At 72.0% G+C, this 18,267-nt stretch carries 17 protein-coding genes; 13 read left to right on the plus strand and 4 right to left on the minus strand.

The genetic code is table 11. The annotated features are described in order from the left end of the window. Nucleotides 1-422 precede the first annotated feature (422 nt). Nucleotides 423-1,169 (plus strand): ferritin-like fold-containing protein, encoded by a 747-nt coding sequence (locus tag AVL59_RS06555; protein ID WP_067300266.1) that lies wholly within the window; start codon nt 423-425, stop codon nt 1,167-1,169. Between the two features lie 105 nt (nt 1,170-1,274). Here AVL59_RS06555 and AVL59_RS06560 read toward each other — a convergent pair whose 3' ends face one another. The 4 genes from AVL59_RS06560 to AVL59_RS06575 form a co-directional block, all read right to left on the minus strand. Next, nucleotides 1,275-1,544: a hypothetical protein gene (locus AVL59_RS06560; protein ID WP_067316964.1), complete on the minus strand. Its 270-nt coding sequence runs from the start codon at nt 1,542-1,544 to the stop codon at nt 1,275-1,277. A gap of 171 nt (nt 1,545-1,715) precedes the next feature. Beyond that, complete coding sequence (locus tag AVL59_RS06565) at nt 1,716-1,943, minus strand: DUF3107 domain-containing protein (protein ID WP_067300267.1); 228 nt, start codon at nt 1,941-1,943, stop codon at nt 1,716-1,718. Nucleotides 1,944-2,077: 134 nt separating this feature from the next. Then, the gene (locus AVL59_RS06570) at nt 2,078-2,719 is read right to left on the minus strand and encodes a TetR/AcrR family transcriptional regulator (RefSeq protein ID WP_030787897.1); all 642 of its coding nucleotides are present in this window, start codon (nt 2,717-2,719) and stop codon (nt 2,078-2,080) included. Between the two features lie 168 nt (nt 2,720-2,887). Then, nucleotides 2,888-3,112, minus strand: coding sequence for a hypothetical protein (locus AVL59_RS06575; RefSeq protein ID WP_067300269.1), 225 nt, complete (start codon nt 3,110-3,112; stop codon nt 2,888-2,890). Between the two features lie 235 nt (nt 3,113-3,347). On the opposite strand from AVL59_RS06575, the gene AVL59_RS06580 reads away from it, so the two are divergent. The 12 genes from AVL59_RS06580 (at nt 3,348) to moeZ (ending at nt 18,250) form a co-directional block, all read left to right on the plus strand. Further along, the gene (locus AVL59_RS06580) at nt 3,348-4,403 is read left to right on the plus strand and encodes an alpha/beta fold hydrolase (RefSeq protein ID WP_067300271.1); all 1,056 of its coding nucleotides are present in this window, start codon (nt 3,348-3,350) and stop codon (nt 4,401-4,403) included. Nucleotides 4,404-4,411: 8 nt separating this feature from the next. Beyond that, nucleotides 4,412-6,001: a DUF3152 domain-containing protein gene (locus AVL59_RS06585; protein ID WP_079146556.1), complete on the plus strand. Its 1,590-nt coding sequence runs from the start codon at nt 4,412-4,414 to the stop codon at nt 5,999-6,001. Nucleotides 6,002-6,057: 56 nt separating this feature from the next. Then, entirely contained in the window at nt 6,058-6,153 is a 96-nt protein-coding gene (locus AVL59_RS55960; protein WP_335743736.1) for an Ms4533A family Cys-rich leader peptide, read from the plus strand. A 154-nt stretch (nt 6,154-6,307) separates the two neighbouring features. After that, nucleotides 6,308-8,026, plus strand: coding sequence for an ABC transporter substrate-binding protein (locus AVL59_RS06590; RefSeq protein WP_067300274.1), 1,719 nt, complete (start codon nt 6,308-6,310; stop codon nt 8,024-8,026). 4 nt (nt 8,027-8,030) lie between these two features. After that, nucleotides 8,031-9,041, plus strand: a complete 1,011-nt coding sequence (locus tag AVL59_RS06595; RefSeq protein ID WP_067300275.1) for an ABC transporter permease — start codon at nt 8,031-8,033, stop codon at nt 9,039-9,041. Beyond that, complete coding sequence (locus tag AVL59_RS06600) at nt 9,038-10,036, plus strand: ABC transporter permease (RefSeq protein WP_067300276.1); 999 nt, start codon at nt 9,038-9,040, stop codon at nt 10,034-10,036. The genes AVL59_RS06595 and AVL59_RS06600 overlap by 4 nt, the downstream gene beginning before the upstream one ends. After that, a complete protein-coding gene (locus tag AVL59_RS06605; protein ID WP_067300277.1) occupies nt 10,033-11,628 on the plus strand; it encodes a dipeptide ABC transporter ATP-binding protein in 1,596 nt (531 codons plus the stop codon). The genes AVL59_RS06600 and AVL59_RS06605 overlap by 4 nt, the downstream gene beginning before the upstream one ends. Nucleotides 11,629-11,870: 242 nt before the next feature. Further along, nucleotides 11,871-13,547, plus strand: coding sequence for a glycosyltransferase (locus AVL59_RS06610; protein ID WP_067300279.1), 1,677 nt, complete (start codon nt 11,871-11,873; stop codon nt 13,545-13,547). Then, nucleotides 13,544-15,112, plus strand: coding sequence for a hypothetical protein (locus tag AVL59_RS06615; RefSeq protein ID WP_372450353.1), 1,569 nt, complete (start codon nt 13,544-13,546; stop codon nt 15,110-15,112). Before AVL59_RS06610 ends, AVL59_RS06615 begins: the two co-directional genes overlap by 4 nt. Before the next feature lie 199 nt (nt 15,113-15,311). After that, nucleotides 15,312-16,271 (plus strand): NAD-dependent epimerase/dehydratase family protein, encoded by a 960-nt coding sequence (locus AVL59_RS06620; RefSeq protein WP_067300282.1) that lies wholly within the window; start codon nt 15,312-15,314, stop codon nt 16,269-16,271. Next, a complete protein-coding gene (locus AVL59_RS06625) occupies nt 16,259-17,008 on the plus strand; it encodes a spherulation-specific family 4 protein (RefSeq protein ID WP_067300283.1) in 750 nt (249 codons plus the stop codon). The genes AVL59_RS06620 and AVL59_RS06625 overlap by 13 nt, the downstream gene beginning before the upstream one ends. A gap of 63 nt (nt 17,009-17,071) precedes the next feature. Continuing rightward, nucleotides 17,072-18,250, plus strand: coding sequence for an adenylyltransferase/sulfurtransferase MoeZ (moeZ, locus tag AVL59_RS06630; protein WP_067300284.1), 1,179 nt, complete (start codon nt 17,072-17,074; stop codon nt 18,248-18,250). Nucleotides 18,251-18,267 lie beyond the last annotated feature (17 nt).

Raw genomic sequence — 18,267 nt, forward strand, 5'->3', positions numbered from 1 at the left:
ACGTCGTAGTCAGGGTTATGCCTCTTCTGTGTGCGCGGCGCGAGGCGAGCGCGGGGGTCATGTCTGACCGTGCCGGGGACGTCGGCTGCCGTACGGACGAACCACTCGGGCAAGCCGTATGACACGGGACCTCTGCCGACGCTCTAGCGCTCGTACCGCTGAGGGTGTCCCTCCGGTCGTCGTACGTACAGTCCGTACGGCCAGGGAGGGCTGTCGGGTCGGAGCCGATCGGGCCACCGACCGGGCATCCTCATGCGTGCGCCCTGTCGGAACACGTCGAACATCGTCGACGCACTCAGCAGGCGCATTACCACCATACCCCGGATTCACGCACATGCGATGGCCGATTTGGTCACGTAGTCGTGGTCACAGTGATCGGCCAGGCTCTTCCGAGGCACGCCAAGCGGGCTATTGTGCGCCTCATGACTAGCTCTGACAAGCCTGAGAACGCGTCCGCCGCATCCCCCGAACACACCGGTGTCGCCGCCCAGGACTGGGCGCAGGCCTCCGCCGACCCGCACTACCGTGCCGCGGTCGTGGACCTGCTCGGCGCGCTCGCGTACGGGGAGCTGGCGGCGTTCGAGCGGCTCGCGGAGGACGCCAAGCTGGCGCCCACCCTCGCGGACAAGGCGGAGCTGGCGAAGATGGCCTCGGCCGAGTTCCACCACTTCGAGCGGCTGCGGGACCGGCTGGCCGAGATCGGCGAGGAGCCGACCGCGGCGATGGAGCCGTTCGTCGCGGCCCTGGACGGCTTCCACAAGCAGACGGCGCCCTCGGACTGGCTGGAGGGCCTGGTCAAGGCCTACGTCGGCGACTCGATCGCCAGTGACTTCTACCGGGAGGTCGCGGCCCGTCTGGACTCCGACACGCGTGAGCTGGTCCTCGCGGTCCTCGACGACACCGGGCACGCCGGTTTCGCGGTGGAGAAGGTGCGTGCGGCGATCGACGCCGATCCGCGGGTCGGCGGGCGGCTGGCGCTGTGGGCGCGGCGTCTGATGGGGGAGGCGCTGTCGCAGTCGCAGCGGGTTGTCGCCGACCGGGACGCGCTGTCCACGATGCTCGTGGGGGGTGTGGCCGACGGGTTCGATCTCGCGGAGGTCGGCCGGATGTTCTCACGGATCACGGAGGCGCACACCAAGCGGATGGCTGCGCTGGGCCTGGCCGCGTAGCGCTCTGTGGGGCTGGGTTCGGCCGTCTCGCGGCTGTGGGTTCGTCGTGGCCGGGTCCGCCCACGCGGCGGAGCCGCGTATCGGACACAGCCCCGCGACCCTTCGCTACGCCGTCGCTGATCGTCGGCGCAGGCGGCCCGCCGGGCGCAGGAGCAAGGAGAGCGAGGCGGCCGAGACGATCGCGGCGCCCAGGAGGCTCAGCAGGGGGCTGCCGGGGCCCAGGGCGCTGTGGGTGACGAAGTCGCCGAAGAGGGCTCCGGCGATGCCGGTCGAGAAGACGAGCGGGCGGGCAGGCAGGCGGTGCGCGAACCGGTGCGTCGCCGCCCAGGCCAGGATCAGACCGAGCAAGGCGGATCCGATTGCTTCCAGGATCATGTCGGGGTCCCTCCCACGGCCGGCCCGTGCTTCACGGTCGTAGCCCGTCATACCCGTGACCTGCGGATTGCAATCCACCCCTGTGGGGGGTCTGTGCTCCGTCTGTGCGCACCCTCCACAGGCGGAAGGGCCCGGCGGCACAGTGCCGCCGGGCCCTTCTCCGGACTGTCCCTACAGCGTGCCGAAGCCCACCTTGCGGACGGTCGGCTCGCCGATCTCCACGTACGCCAGGCGGTCCGCCGGGACCAGGACCTTGCGGCCGCGCTCGTCCTCGAGGCTCAGCATCTGCGACTTTCCTGCCAGCGCCTCGGCCACCATGCGCTCGACGTCCTGGACGCTCTGACCGCTCTCCAGAACGATCTCGCGGGGCGCGTGCTGCACGCCGATCTTGACCTCCACGGCTATGTCCCTCCGACGGTCAGTGATGTGCGCGATCTTCCGCGCCGTACGCAGCACACATTAGCCCGGTGAGGGGACGTACACGCTGTGGGAGGGAACGCCAACAGCGAACACCCCACGGGAACAAACGGCCGTCAGTGGTGCTCGGTGCCGTGCAGCGGGAATCCGGCGATGCCCCGCCAGGCCAGCGAGGCCAGCAGCTGCACCGCCTGGTCGCGCGGCACGCTGCGGTCGCTGTGCAGCCAGGAACGGGCGACCACCTGGGCGAGGCCGCCGAGACCGGAGGCGAGCAGCATCGACTCGGCGCGCGAGAGGCCCGTGTCCTCGGCGATGACGTCGCAGATCGCCTCGGCGCACTCGTTGGTGACCTTGTCGACGCGCTCGCGCACCGCGGGCTCGTTCGTCAGGTCCGACTCGAAGACCAGGCGGAAGGCGCCGCCGTCGTCCTCGACGTACGCGAAATAGGCGTCCATGGTCGCCCGCACGCGCTGCTTGTTGTCCGTCGTCGAGGCGAGCGCACCGCGCACGGCCTGGATCAGTGACTCGCAGTGCTGGTCCAGCAGAGCGAGGTAGAGGTCGAGCTTGCCGGGAAAGTGCTGGTAGAGCACCGGCTTGCTGACACCGGCGCGCTCGGCGATGTCGTCCATCGCCGCCGCGTGATAGCCCTGTGCGACGAAGACTTCCTGGGCGGCGCCCAGCAGCTGATTCCGTCGGGCACGGCGCGGCAGACGGGTGCCACGCGGGCGTGCCGCCTCAGTTTGCTCGATGGCTGTCACGCCGCCTCCCAAAGTCGTCCACATGCGGTGTCGGCCGCGCGGCCATCGTACTTTTCGGTAACCGTGGTGTGCGCGGTGCGAGCGCAGAATTTCACGTACCGGACGGCGACGATAGCCGCGATGGCCGCCTTACGCGTTCGGACCAGCGGTCGGCGGGGTCCCGCGCCGTCAGCGGTAGTCGTCCTCATCGAGTGACACCACGCGCGCCTGTTCGATGAGATCGGCCTCGTTCGCTCGGCTCGGGTCCACTCCGGTCAGGGGGTCGTCGTGATCCGGTGCGATGCCGGCGTGCTGCTCGACGGCGTCCCCCTCGGGGGCCTCGACGTCGATCTCCGGGGTGTTCTCGGCCTCCCGCTCCTCGATCGTGTCGGGTTCGATGGGGTCATAGGCCATGGTGGGCTCCCTTCCTACGAACGTCCCTGGAATCGGCAGGGGCTACATTCGGGTGCCCTCTGTACGAGCCTAGGAGACAGCTGATTCGGACGCCATGCCGTGGACGCCTGTTCGCCGCGCGGTTCCGCCGCGCGCTCGAGCCGCGCGGTCACACGGTCCGGTGGGCGACACGGCGAGCCCCACCTGTGACGGCGAACACATGAATCACAGCGTGATCGTCTCGTAACATTGCCGCATGTCTTCGACCGAGTCACCCTCCGTACCGGCTGCGAGTGTGCTTCCCCGGGTGGGGCCCGTCCGGGTCGGTGAGGGTGAGCGGCTGCGGTCGGTGGGGCTGCCGGGGGTCACCCTGTCGGTGCGCTCGCGCCGCCCCGCGCGCGAAGGCCTGCCGCCCGCGTTGTACGTGCACGGGCTCGGCGGTTCCTCACAGAACTGGTCGGAGCTGATGGCGGAACTGGACGGCCTCGTGGAGAGCGAGGCCGTCGATCTGCCGGGCTTCGGTGATTCCCCGCCCCCGGACGACGGCGACTACTCCGTCACCGGGCACGCGCGCGCCGTCATTCGCTACCTCGATGCCGCCGAGCGCGGCCCGGTCCACCTTTTCGGCAACTCCCTCGGCGGAGCGGTCGCCACGCGCGTCGCCGCCGTGCGCCCCGACCTGGTCACCACGCTCACGCTGGTCTCGCCCGCCCTGCCGGAGCTGCGCGTGCAGCGGACCGCGGTACCGACGGCGCTGCTGGGTGTGCCCGGCATCGCGATGCTGTTCAACCGGCTCACCCAGGAGTGGACGGCCGAGCAGCGCGTGAGCGGCGTGATGGCCCTGTGCTACGGCGATCCCGGGCGGGTGTCGGCCGAGGCGTTCCGGCATGCGGTGGAGGAGCTGGAGCGGCGACTGCAGCTGCCCTACTTCTGGGACGCGATGGCACGCTCGGCCCGCGGGATCGTCAACGCCTACACGCTCGGCGGCCAGCACGGGCTGTGGCGTCAGGCCGAGCGCGTGCTCGCGCCGACCCTTCTGATCTACGGCGGCCGTGACCAGCTGGTCGGCTTCCGCATGGCTCGCAAGGCCGCCCGCTCCTTCCGTGACTCGCGCCTGCTGACCCTGCCGGACGCCGGGCACGTGGCGATGATGGAGTACCCGGAGGTGGTGTCCGGAGCGTTCCGGGAACTTCTCGCGGAAGTGGGGGAGTTGGGCGACGTGGGCGCGGCGCGGGGCGCCGGCGGGGCCACGGTGCCCGGTGCCGGTTCCGCCGGGGGTGGCGACGTCGCCCCCACGGGTGCGAGGAGCTGAGGGCACAGGTGGGACGCCACAGCCGCCGCGGACCGGCCCCCAAGGGCGACTCCTCGGACATAACGCACATAGCGGGACAGAGGGAAGAACGGGACCCGGCCTCCGGCCCGCCCCGTACGGCCCAGCGGCCCACCCTGCCCGGTCAGCGCCAGGCGCCGGGAGGCGGCACGCTCGACTACGGGCCACCGCGCACCGCCCGGAGCGCACCCGGGTTCCCGCCGGGCACCCCCGTACAGGGAGTGCCTCGCCTTCCCGACGGGACTCCGGCTCCTGGGGTGCCGCGGTACGCCGACGGCACGCCTGCCCAGGGCGTTCCGCTGCTTCCTGACGGCACGCCCGTGCGTGGTGTGCCCAGGCTTCCCGACGGCACCCCCGCTCACGGCGTACCGCGGCTCCCCGACGGCACGCCCGTGCACGGTGTGCCGGGGATCGCCGGTGGTGCTCCGGGCGCTCGCGGCGGGCATCCCGAGCAGCGTGAGGGCGGGGGTGGTTGGGGCGGGATCGCGGGACCGGCCGGTGGCGGGGACGGTGTCGCCTCCGGGGTGAGGCGGAGTGCGGGCGGGCCCGGCGTCACCCTTCCGCGGCAGCGGCAAGGGCAGGGTCGGCAGCAGGGCCGGACCGATGGTTCGAGCCGCGGACCTCGGCAGGACTACCTCGACGCCTTCGGGGAGGACGTCGACGTCTTCGCGCCCCGTTCCGGCGGCGGAAGCGCCGAGGTGCGGGAGTCGCGCAGCCCGGCCGTGGATACGGCTGCCGCCGGGGCCGGTGACGGCGCGCCGCCCGCCGGGGTGCCCGCGCAGCGCACGGGCGGCAAGGGGCGGGCCTTCACGGGTATCGCGGCCGCCGCCGTGACCACCGTGCTCGCGGTCGTCGTCGCCGGGCAGGTGGCCGACGACCGGGACGGCCCGGGCGCACGGTCGCAGTCCGCCACCGACCAGGCGCGGGACGCCCGTGGGCACGGGGAGGCGACCCCCTCCGCCCCGCCGAGCGTGGCGACACTGACCTACGAGCAGAAGATGGACCGGAAGTACCCGCTCGGTGCCACGCTGAAGGGCTCGGGGAAGTTCGAGGCCGTCCCGGGCTTCGACAAGGCGCCAGGCAAGGGACAGAAGTACACCTACCGCGTGGACGTCGAGCAGGGGCTCGGTCTGGACGGAGCGCTGTTCGCCGAGGCCGTGCAGAAGACGCTCAACGACCGGCGCAGCTGGGCCCACGGCGGCGCCCGCACCTTCGAGCGGATCTCCTCCGGCAAACCCGACTTCGTGATCACGCTCGCCAGCCCCGGCACCACCGGGAAGTGGTGTGCCAAGTCCGGCCTGGACACCACGGAGGACAACGTCTCCTGCGACTCGGCGTCCACCGAGCGCGTGATGATCAACGCCTACCGGTGGGCGCAGGGCAGCAAGACATACGGCGACAAAATGTATGCATACCGGCAGATGCTCATCAATCACGAGGTCGGCCACCGGCTCGGCCACGGCCATGTGACGTGCCAGAAGGACGGCGAACTCGCCCCGGTCATGCAGCAGCAGACCAAGTTCCTCGACCACGACGGAATCCACTGTCTGCCCAACCCCTGGCCCTATCCCGGGAGTTGACAGCTGCCGCTGACGCCACATTGACATGAGTCGATGGTTCATTCATATTTTTGCGCATGTGGTCTAGTCATGCCGTCTCCGGCAGCGCCGCCATCGAGCTGGCGCTGATCGGCGTGACCGCGCTCTGTGTAGCCGACGTCCACTGTCGCTGACGCCGCCTCCTGGCGTTCGCGTCGCGACTTCTTCTCACATCCCACCGTGACCGTGTCACGGGTTTTTCGACGACCCGACGCCGGGGCCCACGTCTGTTCACAGGCGTCTCACTCCTCGTCCACTTGTCTCAGTATCCGAGAGGTCGTCATTCCAATGCGTCAACCGTCCGTCATAGCGCGCCGTGTGGCAGCGGCATCCGTCAGCCTTGTCGTGGCAGCGGGTGCCGCCGCCTGCGGCCCGAAGGGCAACGATGCCAAGGGCTCCGGTGGCGACTCCGCGCCGCACAAGGGCGGCACGCTCACGGTTCTGAACTCCGAGCCGCAGACCGACTTCGACCCCGCCCGTCTCTACACCTCCGGCGGCGGCAACGTCCCCTCGCTCGTGTTCCGCACGCTCACCACGCGCAACCGTGAGAACGGTGCGGCCGGCGCCAAGGTGGTCCCGGATCTGGCCACCGACACCGGGCGCCCCAGCAAGGGCGCGACCGTGTGGACGTACACCCTGAAGAAGGGCCTCAAGTACGAGGACGGCACCCCGATCACCTCGGCCGACATCAAGTACGGCATCGAGCGCTCCTTCGCCCCCGAGCTCTCCGGCGGCGCTCCCTACCTGCGCGACTGGCTGGTCGGCGCGGCCGACTACCAGGGCCCGTACAAGGACAAGAAGGGCCTCCCGGCGATCGAGACGCCCGACGAGCGGACCATCGTCTTCCATCTGGACAAGCCCGAGGGCGAGTTCCCGTTCCTCGCCACGCAGACGCAGTTCGCCCCGGTCCCGAAGGGCAAGGACACGGGCACCAGGTACGAGGAGCACCCGGTCTCGTCCGGCCCCTACAAGGTCGTCAAGAACGAGAACGACGGCGAGCACCTCGTCCTCGAGCGCAACCCGAACTGGTCCGCCGCCGTCGACGCCGAGCGCAAGGCCTACCCGGACACCATCGACGTACGCTCGGGCCTCGACTCCTCCGTGATCAACCAGCGGCTGTCCGCGTCCCAGGGAGCGGACGCGGCCGCGGTCACCACGGACACCAACCTCGGGCCGGCCGAGCTCGCCAAGGTGACCGGCGACAAGGAGCTCGCCGCGCGCGTGGGCACCGGCCACTTCGGCTACACCAACTACATCGCCTTCAACCCGAAGGTGAAGCCGTTCGACAACCCCAAGGTGCGCCAGGCGATCGCGTACGCGATCGACCGCTCGTCCGTCGTCAACGCGGCCGGCGGCTCGGCGCTCGCCGAGCCCGCCACCACCTTCCTGCCCGACCAGAAGTCCTTCGGCTACACGCCCTACGACCTCTTCCCGGCAGGCGGCACCGGCAACGCGGCCAAGGCCAGGGAACTGCTCGCCCAGGCCGGTGACAAGAGCGGGCTCACCGTCACGCTCACGCATTCCAACGACAAGAACTTCGAGACCAGCCCGGAGATCGCCACCGCGATCCAGGACGCCCTGAAGAAGGCCGGCATCACGGTCAAGCTCCAGGGCCTGGAGGACAACGACTACCGGGACAAGATCCACAGTGTGAAGACCGAGCCCGGCTTCTTCCTCGCCCACTGGGGTGCCGACTGGCCCTCCGGCGGCCCCTTCCTCGCCCCGATCTTCGACGGCCGCCAGATCGTCAAGGACGGAGCGAACTTCAACACGGGCCTGCTGGACGACAAGTCGGTCAATGACGAGGTTGACGCGATCAACAAGTTGACCGATCTTGACGCGGCCGCCAAGCGTTGGGGCGCACTGGACAAGAAGATCGCCGAGCAGGCCCTCGTCGTGCCGCTGTTCCACCCGGTCTACAAGCGCCTGTACGGCTCGGACGTGAAGAACATCGTCATCAGCGACTGGACCGGCGTCCTCGACATCTCCCAGGTAGCGGTGAAGTAGCGCCGTGAGCGAGGCACTTGTCGCCTCCCGGACCCCCAGGACGGACACCGCCGTCCCGGGGGCTTCGGGGGCCCGTCAGTTCTGGCGGCGGCTGCGGGCGCAGCGCGCCGCCCTGGTCGCCGCGGCCGTCGTCGCGCTGCTCGTCCTGGTCGCGCTCGCCGCGCCGCTGTTCACCGCCCTGGAGGGCCAGGACCCGACCACGTACCACCCCTCTCTGATCGACTCCGCGCGCGGCGGCGTGCCCATCGGCTCCTTCGGCGGTGTCAGCGCCGACCACTGGCTGGGCGTCGAACCGCAGACCGGGCGCGACCTGTTCGCGCGGCTGGTCTACGGAGCCCGGGTCTCCCTGGCGGTCGCGCTGGGGGCCACCGTGCTGCAGGTCTTCCTCGGCATCGTGATCGGCGTGGCCTCCGCACTCGGCAGCCGATGGGTTGATCAACTGTTGAGCCGTGTCACGGACATCATCGTGGCCCTGCCGCTGATGATCATGTCGTTGGCGCTGCTGGCGATCGTGCCGTCGAGCTTCCCGCGGCCCGTGCTGGTCAGCCTGGTCATCGGCCTGATCGCCTGGGGCAACGTCGCGAAGATCGTGCGCGCCCAGACCCTCACGCTCAAAGGCCTCGACTACGTCTCGGCCGCCCGGCTGAGCGGCTGGGGCGCCTGGCGGATCGCCCGCCGCGAGCTGCTGCCCGGCCTCGCCGCACCCGTCATCACCTACGCAGCGCTGCTGGTGCCCACGAACATCTCCGCCGAGGCGGCCCTGTCCTTCCTCGGCGTCGGTGTGAAGCCGCCGACGCCCTCCTGGGGACAGATGCTCACCGCCGCCGACGTCTGGTACCAGGCGGCCCCGCAGTACCTGCTGCTGCCGGCCGGCGCCCTGTTCGTCACCGTCCTCGCCCTCACCGTCCTCGGCGACGGCGTGCGTACCGCCCTCGATCCACGCGCGGCTTCCCGCCTGCGCGTCGGCACCGGCAGAAGGAACGAGGGCGGCAGCGGCAAGGAGGAGACCTCATGAACGGCTTCGGCGGATTCCTGCTGCGCCGGGCAGTCGGCACGGTGGTCACCCTGCTCGCCATCTCGGTGCTCATCTACGTCGTCTTCTACGCCACCCCCGGCAACGTCGCCCAGATCACCTGCGGCCCGCGCTGCTCGCCGGAACAGGTGCGCCAGGTCGCCGGGCAACTGAAGCTCGACGACCCGCTCTACCTGCGCTACTGGCACTTCCTGGAGGGCATCTTCGTCGGCCGGGACTACTCGACGGGCACCTCGGTGGCGCACTGCCCGGCACCCTGCCTGGGGCTGTCGTACCAGAGCGACCGGCAGGTGACGGACATCATCCTGACCAAGCTGCCGGTCAGTCTGTCCCTCGTGCTCGGCGCGATGGTGCTGTGGCTGGTGATCGGAGTCGGCACCGGTGTGCTGTCCGCCTGGCGGCGCGGCCGGTTCTCCGAGCGCGTGCTGACCGCCGTCACGCTCGCCGGCTGGGCCACCCCGGTCTTCGTCCTCGGCCTCGTCCTGATGATCGTCGTCTGCGGCGAACTCCAGCTGCTGCCGTTCCCGCAGTACGTGAACTTCGCCGACGACCCCGAGCAGTGGGCGTGGAACCTGCTGCTGCCCTGGCTGTCGCTCGCCCTGATCGAGGCGGCCGCCTTCGCCCGGCTCACCCGCGCGTCGATGCTGGAGACGCTCGCCGAGGACCACATCCGCACCTTCCGCGCCTACGGCGTGGGCGAGCGCGCGATCGTCGGCCGGCACGCCCTGCGCGGTGCCCTGGCGCCCGTCATCGCACTGAACGCCAACAACGTCGGCTCGGCCGTCGGCGGCGCCGTCCTCACCGAGACCCTCTTCGGCCTGCCCGGCATCGGCCAGGAGCTGGTGCACGCGGTGAAGGTCGTCGACCTGCCGGTCGTCGTCGGCATGGTCCTGGTCGTCGGCTTCTTCGTGGTCATCGCCAATGCCGTCGCGGACGTCCTGTACGCGGTGGCCGACCGACGGGTGGTACTCGCATGAGCCTGGTGGAAGTCACCGACCTGACCGTGGAGTTCGGCTCGCTGCGGGCCGTGGACGGGCTCTCCTTCCGCTTGGAGGAGGGCGCCGCCCTCGCGCTCGTCGGCAAGTCCGGCTCCGGCAAGTCCACGGTCGCCGGCGCCCTGCTGGGCCTGCACCGGGGCACCGGGGCGCGGGTCGGCGGCTCGGTCCATGTCGCCGGCACCGACGTCCAGCGGGCCTCGGACGGGGAACTGCGGCGGCTGCGCGGCGCCGAGGCCGCCATGGTCTTCCAGGATCCGCTGTCCTCCCTCGACCCGTACTACGCGATCGGCGACCAGATCGCCGAGGTGTACCGGGTGCACACGCGCGCGTCACGCCGTGCCGCACGCGCGCGTGCCCTCGAGGTGCTGGAGAGGGTTGGAATTCCGGACGCACGACGCAGGTCCCGGTCCCGCCCGCACGAGTTCAGCGGAGGCATGCGCCAGCGCGCCCTCATCGCCATGGCCCTCGCCTGCTCGCCCGGGCTGCTGATCGCCGACGAGCCCACGACGGCCCTCGACGTCACCGTCCAGGCCCAGATCCTCGACCTGCTGCACACGCTGCGCGAGGAGACCGGCATGGGCCTGCTGCTCGTCACCCACGACGTGGGCGTCGCCGCCGAGAGCGCCGACGAGGTGCTGGTCATGCGGCACGGCAAGGCCGTCGAACACGGCCCGGTCGGCGCGGTCCTCGGGGCGCCCGCGCAGGCGTACACCCGCGACCTGCTCGGCGCCGTCCCGCGCGTGGACGCGCCGCGCGCCGTCGCGGCCGAGGCGTCCGAAGAGATCGTCCTGGAGGCCACCGGCCTCCGGCGCGAGTTCGGGCGCGGCAAGCAGGCCTTCACGGCCGTGGACGACATCTCGCTGACCGTCCGCCGGGGCGAGACCCTCGGGGTCGTGGGGGAGAGCGGCAGCGGAAAGACGACACTGGGCCGCATGCTGGTCGGGCTGCTGCGGCCCACCGCCGGGGACATCCGCTACGACGGGCGCCCGCACACCGACGTGAACCCGGCCGTGCAGATGGTCTTCCAGGACCCGGTCTCCTCCCTCAACCCCCGCCGCACCGTGGGCGAGTCCATCGCCGACCCGCTCCGCGCGCGGGGGGAACGCGGCGAGGAGCGCATCCGGGAGCGCGTGCTCGAACTGCTGGAGCGCGTGGGACTCGAGGCGGCGCACTACGCCCGCTACCCGCACGAGTTCAGCGGCGGGCAGCGCCAGCGCGTGGGCATCGCGCGGGCACTCGCCGCCGATCCGCGCGTCATCGTCTGCGACGAGCCCGTCTCCGCGCTCGACGTCACCACGCAGGCCCAGGTGGTCGCCCTGCTCGGCGAGTTGCAGCGGGAGCTCGGCCTCGCGCTCGTGTTCATCGCGCACGACCTCGCCGTCGTCCGTCAGGTCAGCGACCGGGTCGCGGTGATGCGCCGCGGGCAGGTCGTCGAGTCCGGGCCCGTCGACGAGGTGTACGACGCCCCGCGCGAGCCGTACACCAGGCAGCTGCTCGCCGCCGTGCCCGCGCTCGACCCGGAGCTGGCGGGCAGGCGGCGGGCCGCCCGGCGGGAGCCGGCCGTGACGTAACGTTTCGTAAGCGAACGATCGCTCTGTGATCCCCTACCGCGACGGAACGCGGTCCGCACGCGAAAGTTACGACCGTTCACCCCTTTTGGTGGTGCGATGGACAACCGTCCGTCGCGCCACCGCCTTGTCCGCATACGTTCTTCCCGCTGCGGAGCCGCCGGGACCAGGGCGGCTCCCACTCACGGGAGATCGGGGGTGCACACGTGCGCATCGGACTGCTTACAGAGGGTGGCTATCCATATGTGAGCGGTGACGCCGGACTCTGGTGCGACCGGCTCGTGCGCGGGCTCGCACAGCACGAGTTCGACCTCTACGCGCTCAGCCGCAGCCGGCAGCAGGAGGACGCGGGCTGGGTCCCGCTCCCGCCACAGGTCGGCCGGGTGCGTACGGCGCCACTGTGGACGGCCGAGGGCGACGCGGTCCCTTACGGGCGGCGCGCGCGCCGGCGCTTCACCGAGTGCTACGGGGAACTGGTCGCGGCGGTGTGCGCCGGATCCGACGCGGTGTTCGACGCGTCCTCCCGCGCGGCGTCCCCTCACCTGGCGGACCGTTTCGGCAATGCGCTCTACGGCCTCGCCGAACTCGCCCGCGACCAGGGCGGACTGGTCGGCGCACTCCGCTCCGACACCGCCGTACGCACCCTGGAACGAGCCTGCCGCGCCCCCGGCGCGCTGCGCACGGCGCGCGAGGCGCGCGTACCCGATCTGCTCACCGTCGCCGCGCATCTCGAACGCGCCCTGCGCCCCCTCTCCCTCGACTGGTACGGCGACGACGGCCTCGGCGCGGCCGACCTCTGCCACGCCACCGCGGGCGGCCCGGCCGCCCTGACCGGACTGCTCGCCCGGCACTTCTGCGAGGTACCGCTGCTGGTCACCGAGTACGGCGTACAGCTGCGCTCGCACTATCTGGCCCTCGGCCCGGACGCCGCGGCCCCCGCCGTACGCGCCCTGCTCGCCGCCTTCCACGGCCTGCTGGCCGCCGAGGTCTACCGGCGCGCCGCGATCCTCACGCCCGGCAACGCCCACGCCCGCCGCTGGCAGGAACGGTGCGGCGCCGAGCGCGCAAGGATCCGCACCGTCCATCCGGGCATGGAGGCCTCCCGCTTCGCGGAGGTCGGCGAGTCCCCGGACCACGCCGACCCCGACACGCTCGTCTGGGTCGGGCGCGTCGAACCCGCCAAGGACCTGGTGTCCCTGCTGCACGCCTTCGCCGAGATCCGCAAGGAGGAGCCCAGGGCCCGCCTGCGGATCGTGGGCGCACCCGCGGGGCCCGAGGGCGAGGCCTACCTGGGCCACTGCCGGGTGCTGGCCGCCCAGCTCTTCCCGGACGAGGCGGAGGGCGTGCACGCCGTGGGGGACAATCCGGTCTCCTTCGAGGAGATCGGCGACCCCGAGGCCCCGACCCTGCCCGACGCGTACGCCGACAGCGCCGTCGTCGTCCTCTCCAGCCTCGTCGAAGGCTTCCCGATCACTCTGGTCGAGGCCATGTTCTGCGGCCGCGCCACCGTGTCCACCGACGTCGGCGCGGTGGTGGAGGCCATCGGCGGCACGGGCCTCGTCGTGCCCCCGCGCAATCCGCGGGCGCTCGCCGAGGCATGCGTGGCGCTGCTGCGCGACCCCGAGCGCCGTGAGCGCCTGGGCGCCGCCGCCCGCGCCCGCGCGCTCGAACTGTTCACCGTCGAGCAGAACATCGCGGCGTTTCACTGCATCTACCTGGAGATCGTCTCGCACTGTCCGGTCCGCCGGGTGGTCCTGGACGCAGCAGGCGAACCCCTGCCGTTCGCCACCCCGCCCGAGGCCCACGTCCCCGGCCGCTGGACCGGCCCCACGGCCCCCGCACTGCCCCGGGGTGTTCCCCGCTGGGCAGCGGGCGGCCCGGTCCGTGCGACCCCGCTGGCGACTCCGGAGGGGGCGCGATGAACGGCTCCGGCGCGGCGGAGGGCGCCCGTGACGAGGGAAGAACGGCGATGAACGGGGCGGGTGGCCCGGGCGCCGTGCGCGAGCCGGGCGGACCGGAGAGCCCCGGCATGCCGATCGGCGCGGACGCGTGGGGCGCGTGGCCGGGACAATGGCCGACGGGGGAGCGCCGCGTGCCCGAGAGCGCTGCCGATGGCCCGGACCCCGGGCCCAGGGCGGCCTCCACGGCTCCCGCGGCCTGGGCCGCGCCGTCCGACGCGGGCGTTCCCACACCCGCGGACGCACCGCAGGCCTTCGCGGCGTCCTCGCTTTCGGCAGCCAAGGCTTCGGCGGGTTCCGTCGGCGGGATCCGGCCGCCGACGTCGGCGGCATCGGCGCGTTCCCGAGCGGCCCGGACGCCGGCGCCCTCGGCCCCGGTGCCTGGCGGAGCGGGCGCCGAGCCCGGCAGGAGCCGCAGAACCGCACCCCGGCGCGGCACCGCGGATCCCGTGAAGGCCCTGTTGCACCGTCACCGGAAGCTGTGCGAACGGGCCGTGGATCCGCTGGAGATCGCCGCCGGCCTCGAGGCGCTCGGCATGACCGACCGGACCGCCGCCCGCTTCCGCCACCGCGACGTCTTCTCGCTCGCAGAGGAGCTGTACGCGCGCGTGCCCCGCGACGGAGCAGCGCGTCCGCACCCCGAGCCCGTGTGCGCCCCCCGCGTCGGCGCCGACTGGATCCTGCTCACCCTCCTGCCCGGGGCGCTCGGCGCGGCCACCCTCGCCGGACTGCGCCTCGCCCACGGCCACAGCCGCCCCCTCGTGGCCCTCGGCGGACTCCTCGCCGTCGGCCTCGCGATCCGCGCGGCCCTGCGCCGCGGCCCCCTCGCCGCCACGCCCGGCGCACCAGCGTGGCGGACCGGATCGGCCACGCGCGCGTGGACCCTCTGTCTGCTCGGCTACGCCCTCCTGGGCGACGGACTCCTGCGGGCGATCCTGGCCGGAGGCCCCGACGCCCTGCCCACCGGTGCCCCGGACGGACCCTGGCCCGCTTCCGCCGCGCCCGTCCTGGCACTCACCCTGGCCTGCGCCCCGGCCGCCTGGTGCACCTACCTCTTCGCCGCGGGCGCCCGCCGCAGGCTCGCCGGCAGCCGCGGCCTGGAGGACTTCACGGCCGCCACCCGGCCGCTGCTGCTCGGCACCGTCGCCCTGTTCCTGGGCGCTCTCACCGGTCTGCTCGCCCTGTGCGGCGCCGCCCTGCACGAGAGCGCGCACTATCCGCAGACCCTCACCCTCGGCGCCCTGCTCCTGCTCGCCCGCCTCCTCACCGTGCACCACCGCCGGCACGCCCCAGCCCTCGTCCTCGGCGCGGCGGCGGCCACCGAGGCCGCGGCCCTCGCCCTGCCCCTGGCCGGCCGGCTGCCCGGCTGCGCCTTCCTGGCGACCCCCGTCCAGACCCTGGTGGACGCCTGGGGCACCGCCGGTGTCCCCGCGCTCGCCTGTGGCGCAGCGGCCCTGACCCTGCTGGTCCATGCCCAGCGCACGCTCACCCGGGCCTCGGCCCACGCGCCCACGGGAGCACCTGAGTGAACCTTCCGCCACCGGCCCCCGGCCGCAGCCGCTCGCGCCCGGCCCACCGCCGCGGGAGCCCGCACCACGCCTTTGACGCCGCAGGCAACTCGCACCACCCCTTTGAAGGAGAAGACCAGATGAGTACCTCCCGACACGGAGCGCCCGGAGCGTCCGGAGCCTTGGGAGCAGCCGGAGCGCACACCCCGGGAGCCGCACGATGAGGGTCCTGCTGATCGGAGCCAACGGGTACATCGGCCGCTTCGTCGCCGACCGCCTGCTCGCCGACCCGGCCGTCCAGCTCACCGCGCTCGGCCGCGGCGACGACGCCGACGTCCGCTTCGACCTCGCTACCGGCAGCCCCGGAGCGCTCACCCGCTTCCTGGACGCGGTCCACCCCGGAGTCGTCGTCAACTGCTCCGGCGCCACCCGCGGCGGCGCCCGCGAACTCACCCGGCACAACACCGTCGCCGTCGCGACCGTCTGCGAAGCCCTGCGCCGCAGCGGCTGCGGCGCCCGCCTGGTGCAGATCGGCTGCGGCTCCGAGTACGGCCCCAGCCAGCCCGGCTCCTCCACGGCCGAGGACGCCGTGCCCCGCCCCGGCGGGCCGTACGGCGTCAGCAAACTCGCCGCCACCGAACTGGTCCTCGGCTCCGGTCTCGACGCCGTCGTCCTGCGCGTCTTCTCACCCGCCGGACCCGGCACCCCGGCCGGCTCCCCGCTCGGCCGGCTCGCCGAGGCCATGCGCCGTGCCATGCAGTCCGGCGACGGGGAACTCAAACTCGGCGGCCTCGGCGTCCAACGCGACTTCGTCGACGTCCGCGACGTCGCCCGCGCCGTGCACGCCGCCTCCCTCTCCGCCGCACAGGGCGTCATCAACATCGGCTCCGGCCGCGCGGTCCGTCTCCGCGACGCTGCCGCCGTCCTCGCCCGGGTCGCCGGATACGGCGGCGCCCTCCACGAACTCGACGCCCCTCCCGTGCCGTTGCGCAGCCCCATCGGCCACCCCCGCGTCGACTCCGACCACGCGGCCCCGGTCGCATACCCGTACCCGGACGGCTGCGGCAGCTGGCAGCAGGCCGATGTACGCACCGCCCGCGACCGGCTCGGCTGGCGGCCCCGGATCAACCTCGAAGAATCCCTCGCCGACATCTGGATGGAGGCGGCATGCCGCATCTGACCAGCACCACAGCGCGCACCCCGCGCACCGGCACCCGTACCGCCCTGGGCATCCCCGGTTACGCCCACCCGCTCGTCGCCCCCGACCAGTGGGCCGAACTCGCCCGCCCCGGCACCCCACTGGACTGGGTCGTCCTGAACGTCGCCTCCGGACCCGGCACACGCCCCGACCCGCACTGCCTGCAAGCGGCCGCCCGGCTGCGCTGCGCCGGGGTGCGCGTCCTCGGTCATCTGGACCTCACCCACGGTGCCCGGGCCCTCGCCGACCTGCTCGGCGACGCGCACCGCTACCTCGACTGGTACCGGACCGACGGCTTCCTGCTGGACCGCTGCCCCACCGAGCGCACGGTCCTTCCCGAGGTCCGCCGCGCGATCACCACTCTGCGGTCGATCAGTGAGACCGCCCACATCGTCCTCGGCCACGGCAGCCACCCGCACCCCGGATACGCGGAGGACGCCGACCAGCTGGTGACCTTCTCCGGCTCCTGGTCCGACTACCGCTGGTCCCAGGTGGCCGAGTGGACCGCCGACTACCCGCCCGATCGCTTCTGCCACTTCGTGCACGGTGTGCCCGGGGGCCATCTGGAAGAGGCGCTGCGCATCGCCCGCTGGCAGGGCGCGTCGACGATCTACTTCACGGACCGCACCGACCACGGTGGCCGCACGGACCCGTGGGAGACGATGCCCGGCTACTGGGACGACATTGTCTCGCGTATCGGAACGGGTGTCTCGGAATGAAGAAGGCCGTGGCAGTGTTACGGACAGAACAACCGTAGTGATTGACCGACCAACGGAGTCCCCGTGTCGCTGCCACCCCTGGTCGAGCCAGCTGCTGAGCTCACCGTAGACGAGGTCCGCCGGTACTCCCGCCACCTGATCATCCCCGACGTCGGGATGGACGGGCAGAAGCGGCTGAAGAACGCCAAGGTGCTCTGTGTGGGCGCCGGCGGCCTGGGCTCGCCGGCGCTGATGTACCTGGCCGCCGCAGGCGTGGGCACGCTGGGCATCGTGGAGTTCGACGAGGTCGACGAGTCGAATCTGCAGCGCCAGATCATCCACAGCCAGTCCGACATCGGCCGTTCCAAGGCCGAATCCGCGCGTGACTCGGTCAAGGGCATCAACCCGTACGTGAACGTGATCCTTCACGAGGAGCGGCTGGAAGCCGACAACGTGATGGACATCTTCAGCCAGTACGACCTGATCGTCGACGGCACGGACAACTTCGCGACCCGCTACCTGGTCAACGACGCGTGCGTGCTGCTGAACAAGCCGTACGTCTGGGGCTCGATCTACCGCTTCGACGGCCAGGCCTCGGTCTTCTGGTCCGAGTACGGCCCCTGCTACCGCTGCCTCTACCCGGAGCCCCCGCCGCCGGGCATGGTCCCCTCCTGCGCCGAGGGCGGCGTGCTGGGCGTGCTGTGCGCGTCCATCGGCTCCATCCAGGTCACCGAGGCGATCAAGGTCCTCACCGGCACCGGCGAGCCGCTGGTCGGCCGTCTGATGATCTACGATGCGCTGGAGATGCAGTACCGCCAGGTCAAGGTCCGCAAGGACCCGAACTGCGCGGTCTGCGGCGAGAACCCGACCGTCACCGAGCTCATCGACTACGAGGCCTTCTGCGGCGTCGTCTCCGAGGAGGCCCAGGAGGCGGCCGCCGGTTCGACGATCACTCCCAAGCAGCTCAAGGAGTGGATCGACGAGGGCGAGAACATCGAGATCATCGACGTCCGTGAGCCGAACGAGTACGAGATCGTCTCCATCCCGGGCGCCAAGCTGATCCCGAAGAACGAGTTCCTCATGGGCACGGCCCTGCAGGGCCTGCCGCAGGACAAGAAGATCGTCCTGCACTGCAAGACGGGTGTCCGCAGTGCGGAAGTCCTCGCCGTCCTGAAGTCCGCGGGCTTCTCGGACGCCGTCCACGTCGGCGGAGGCGTCATCGGCTGGGTCAACCAGATCGAGCCGGAGAAGCCGGTCTACTAGGCCTACGCCGTCCACGG

The organism is Streptomyces griseochromogenes, from assembly GCF_001542625.1.
GTDB classification, from domain to species: Bacteria; Actinomycetota; Actinomycetes; order Streptomycetales; family Streptomycetaceae; genus Streptomyces; species Streptomyces griseochromogenes.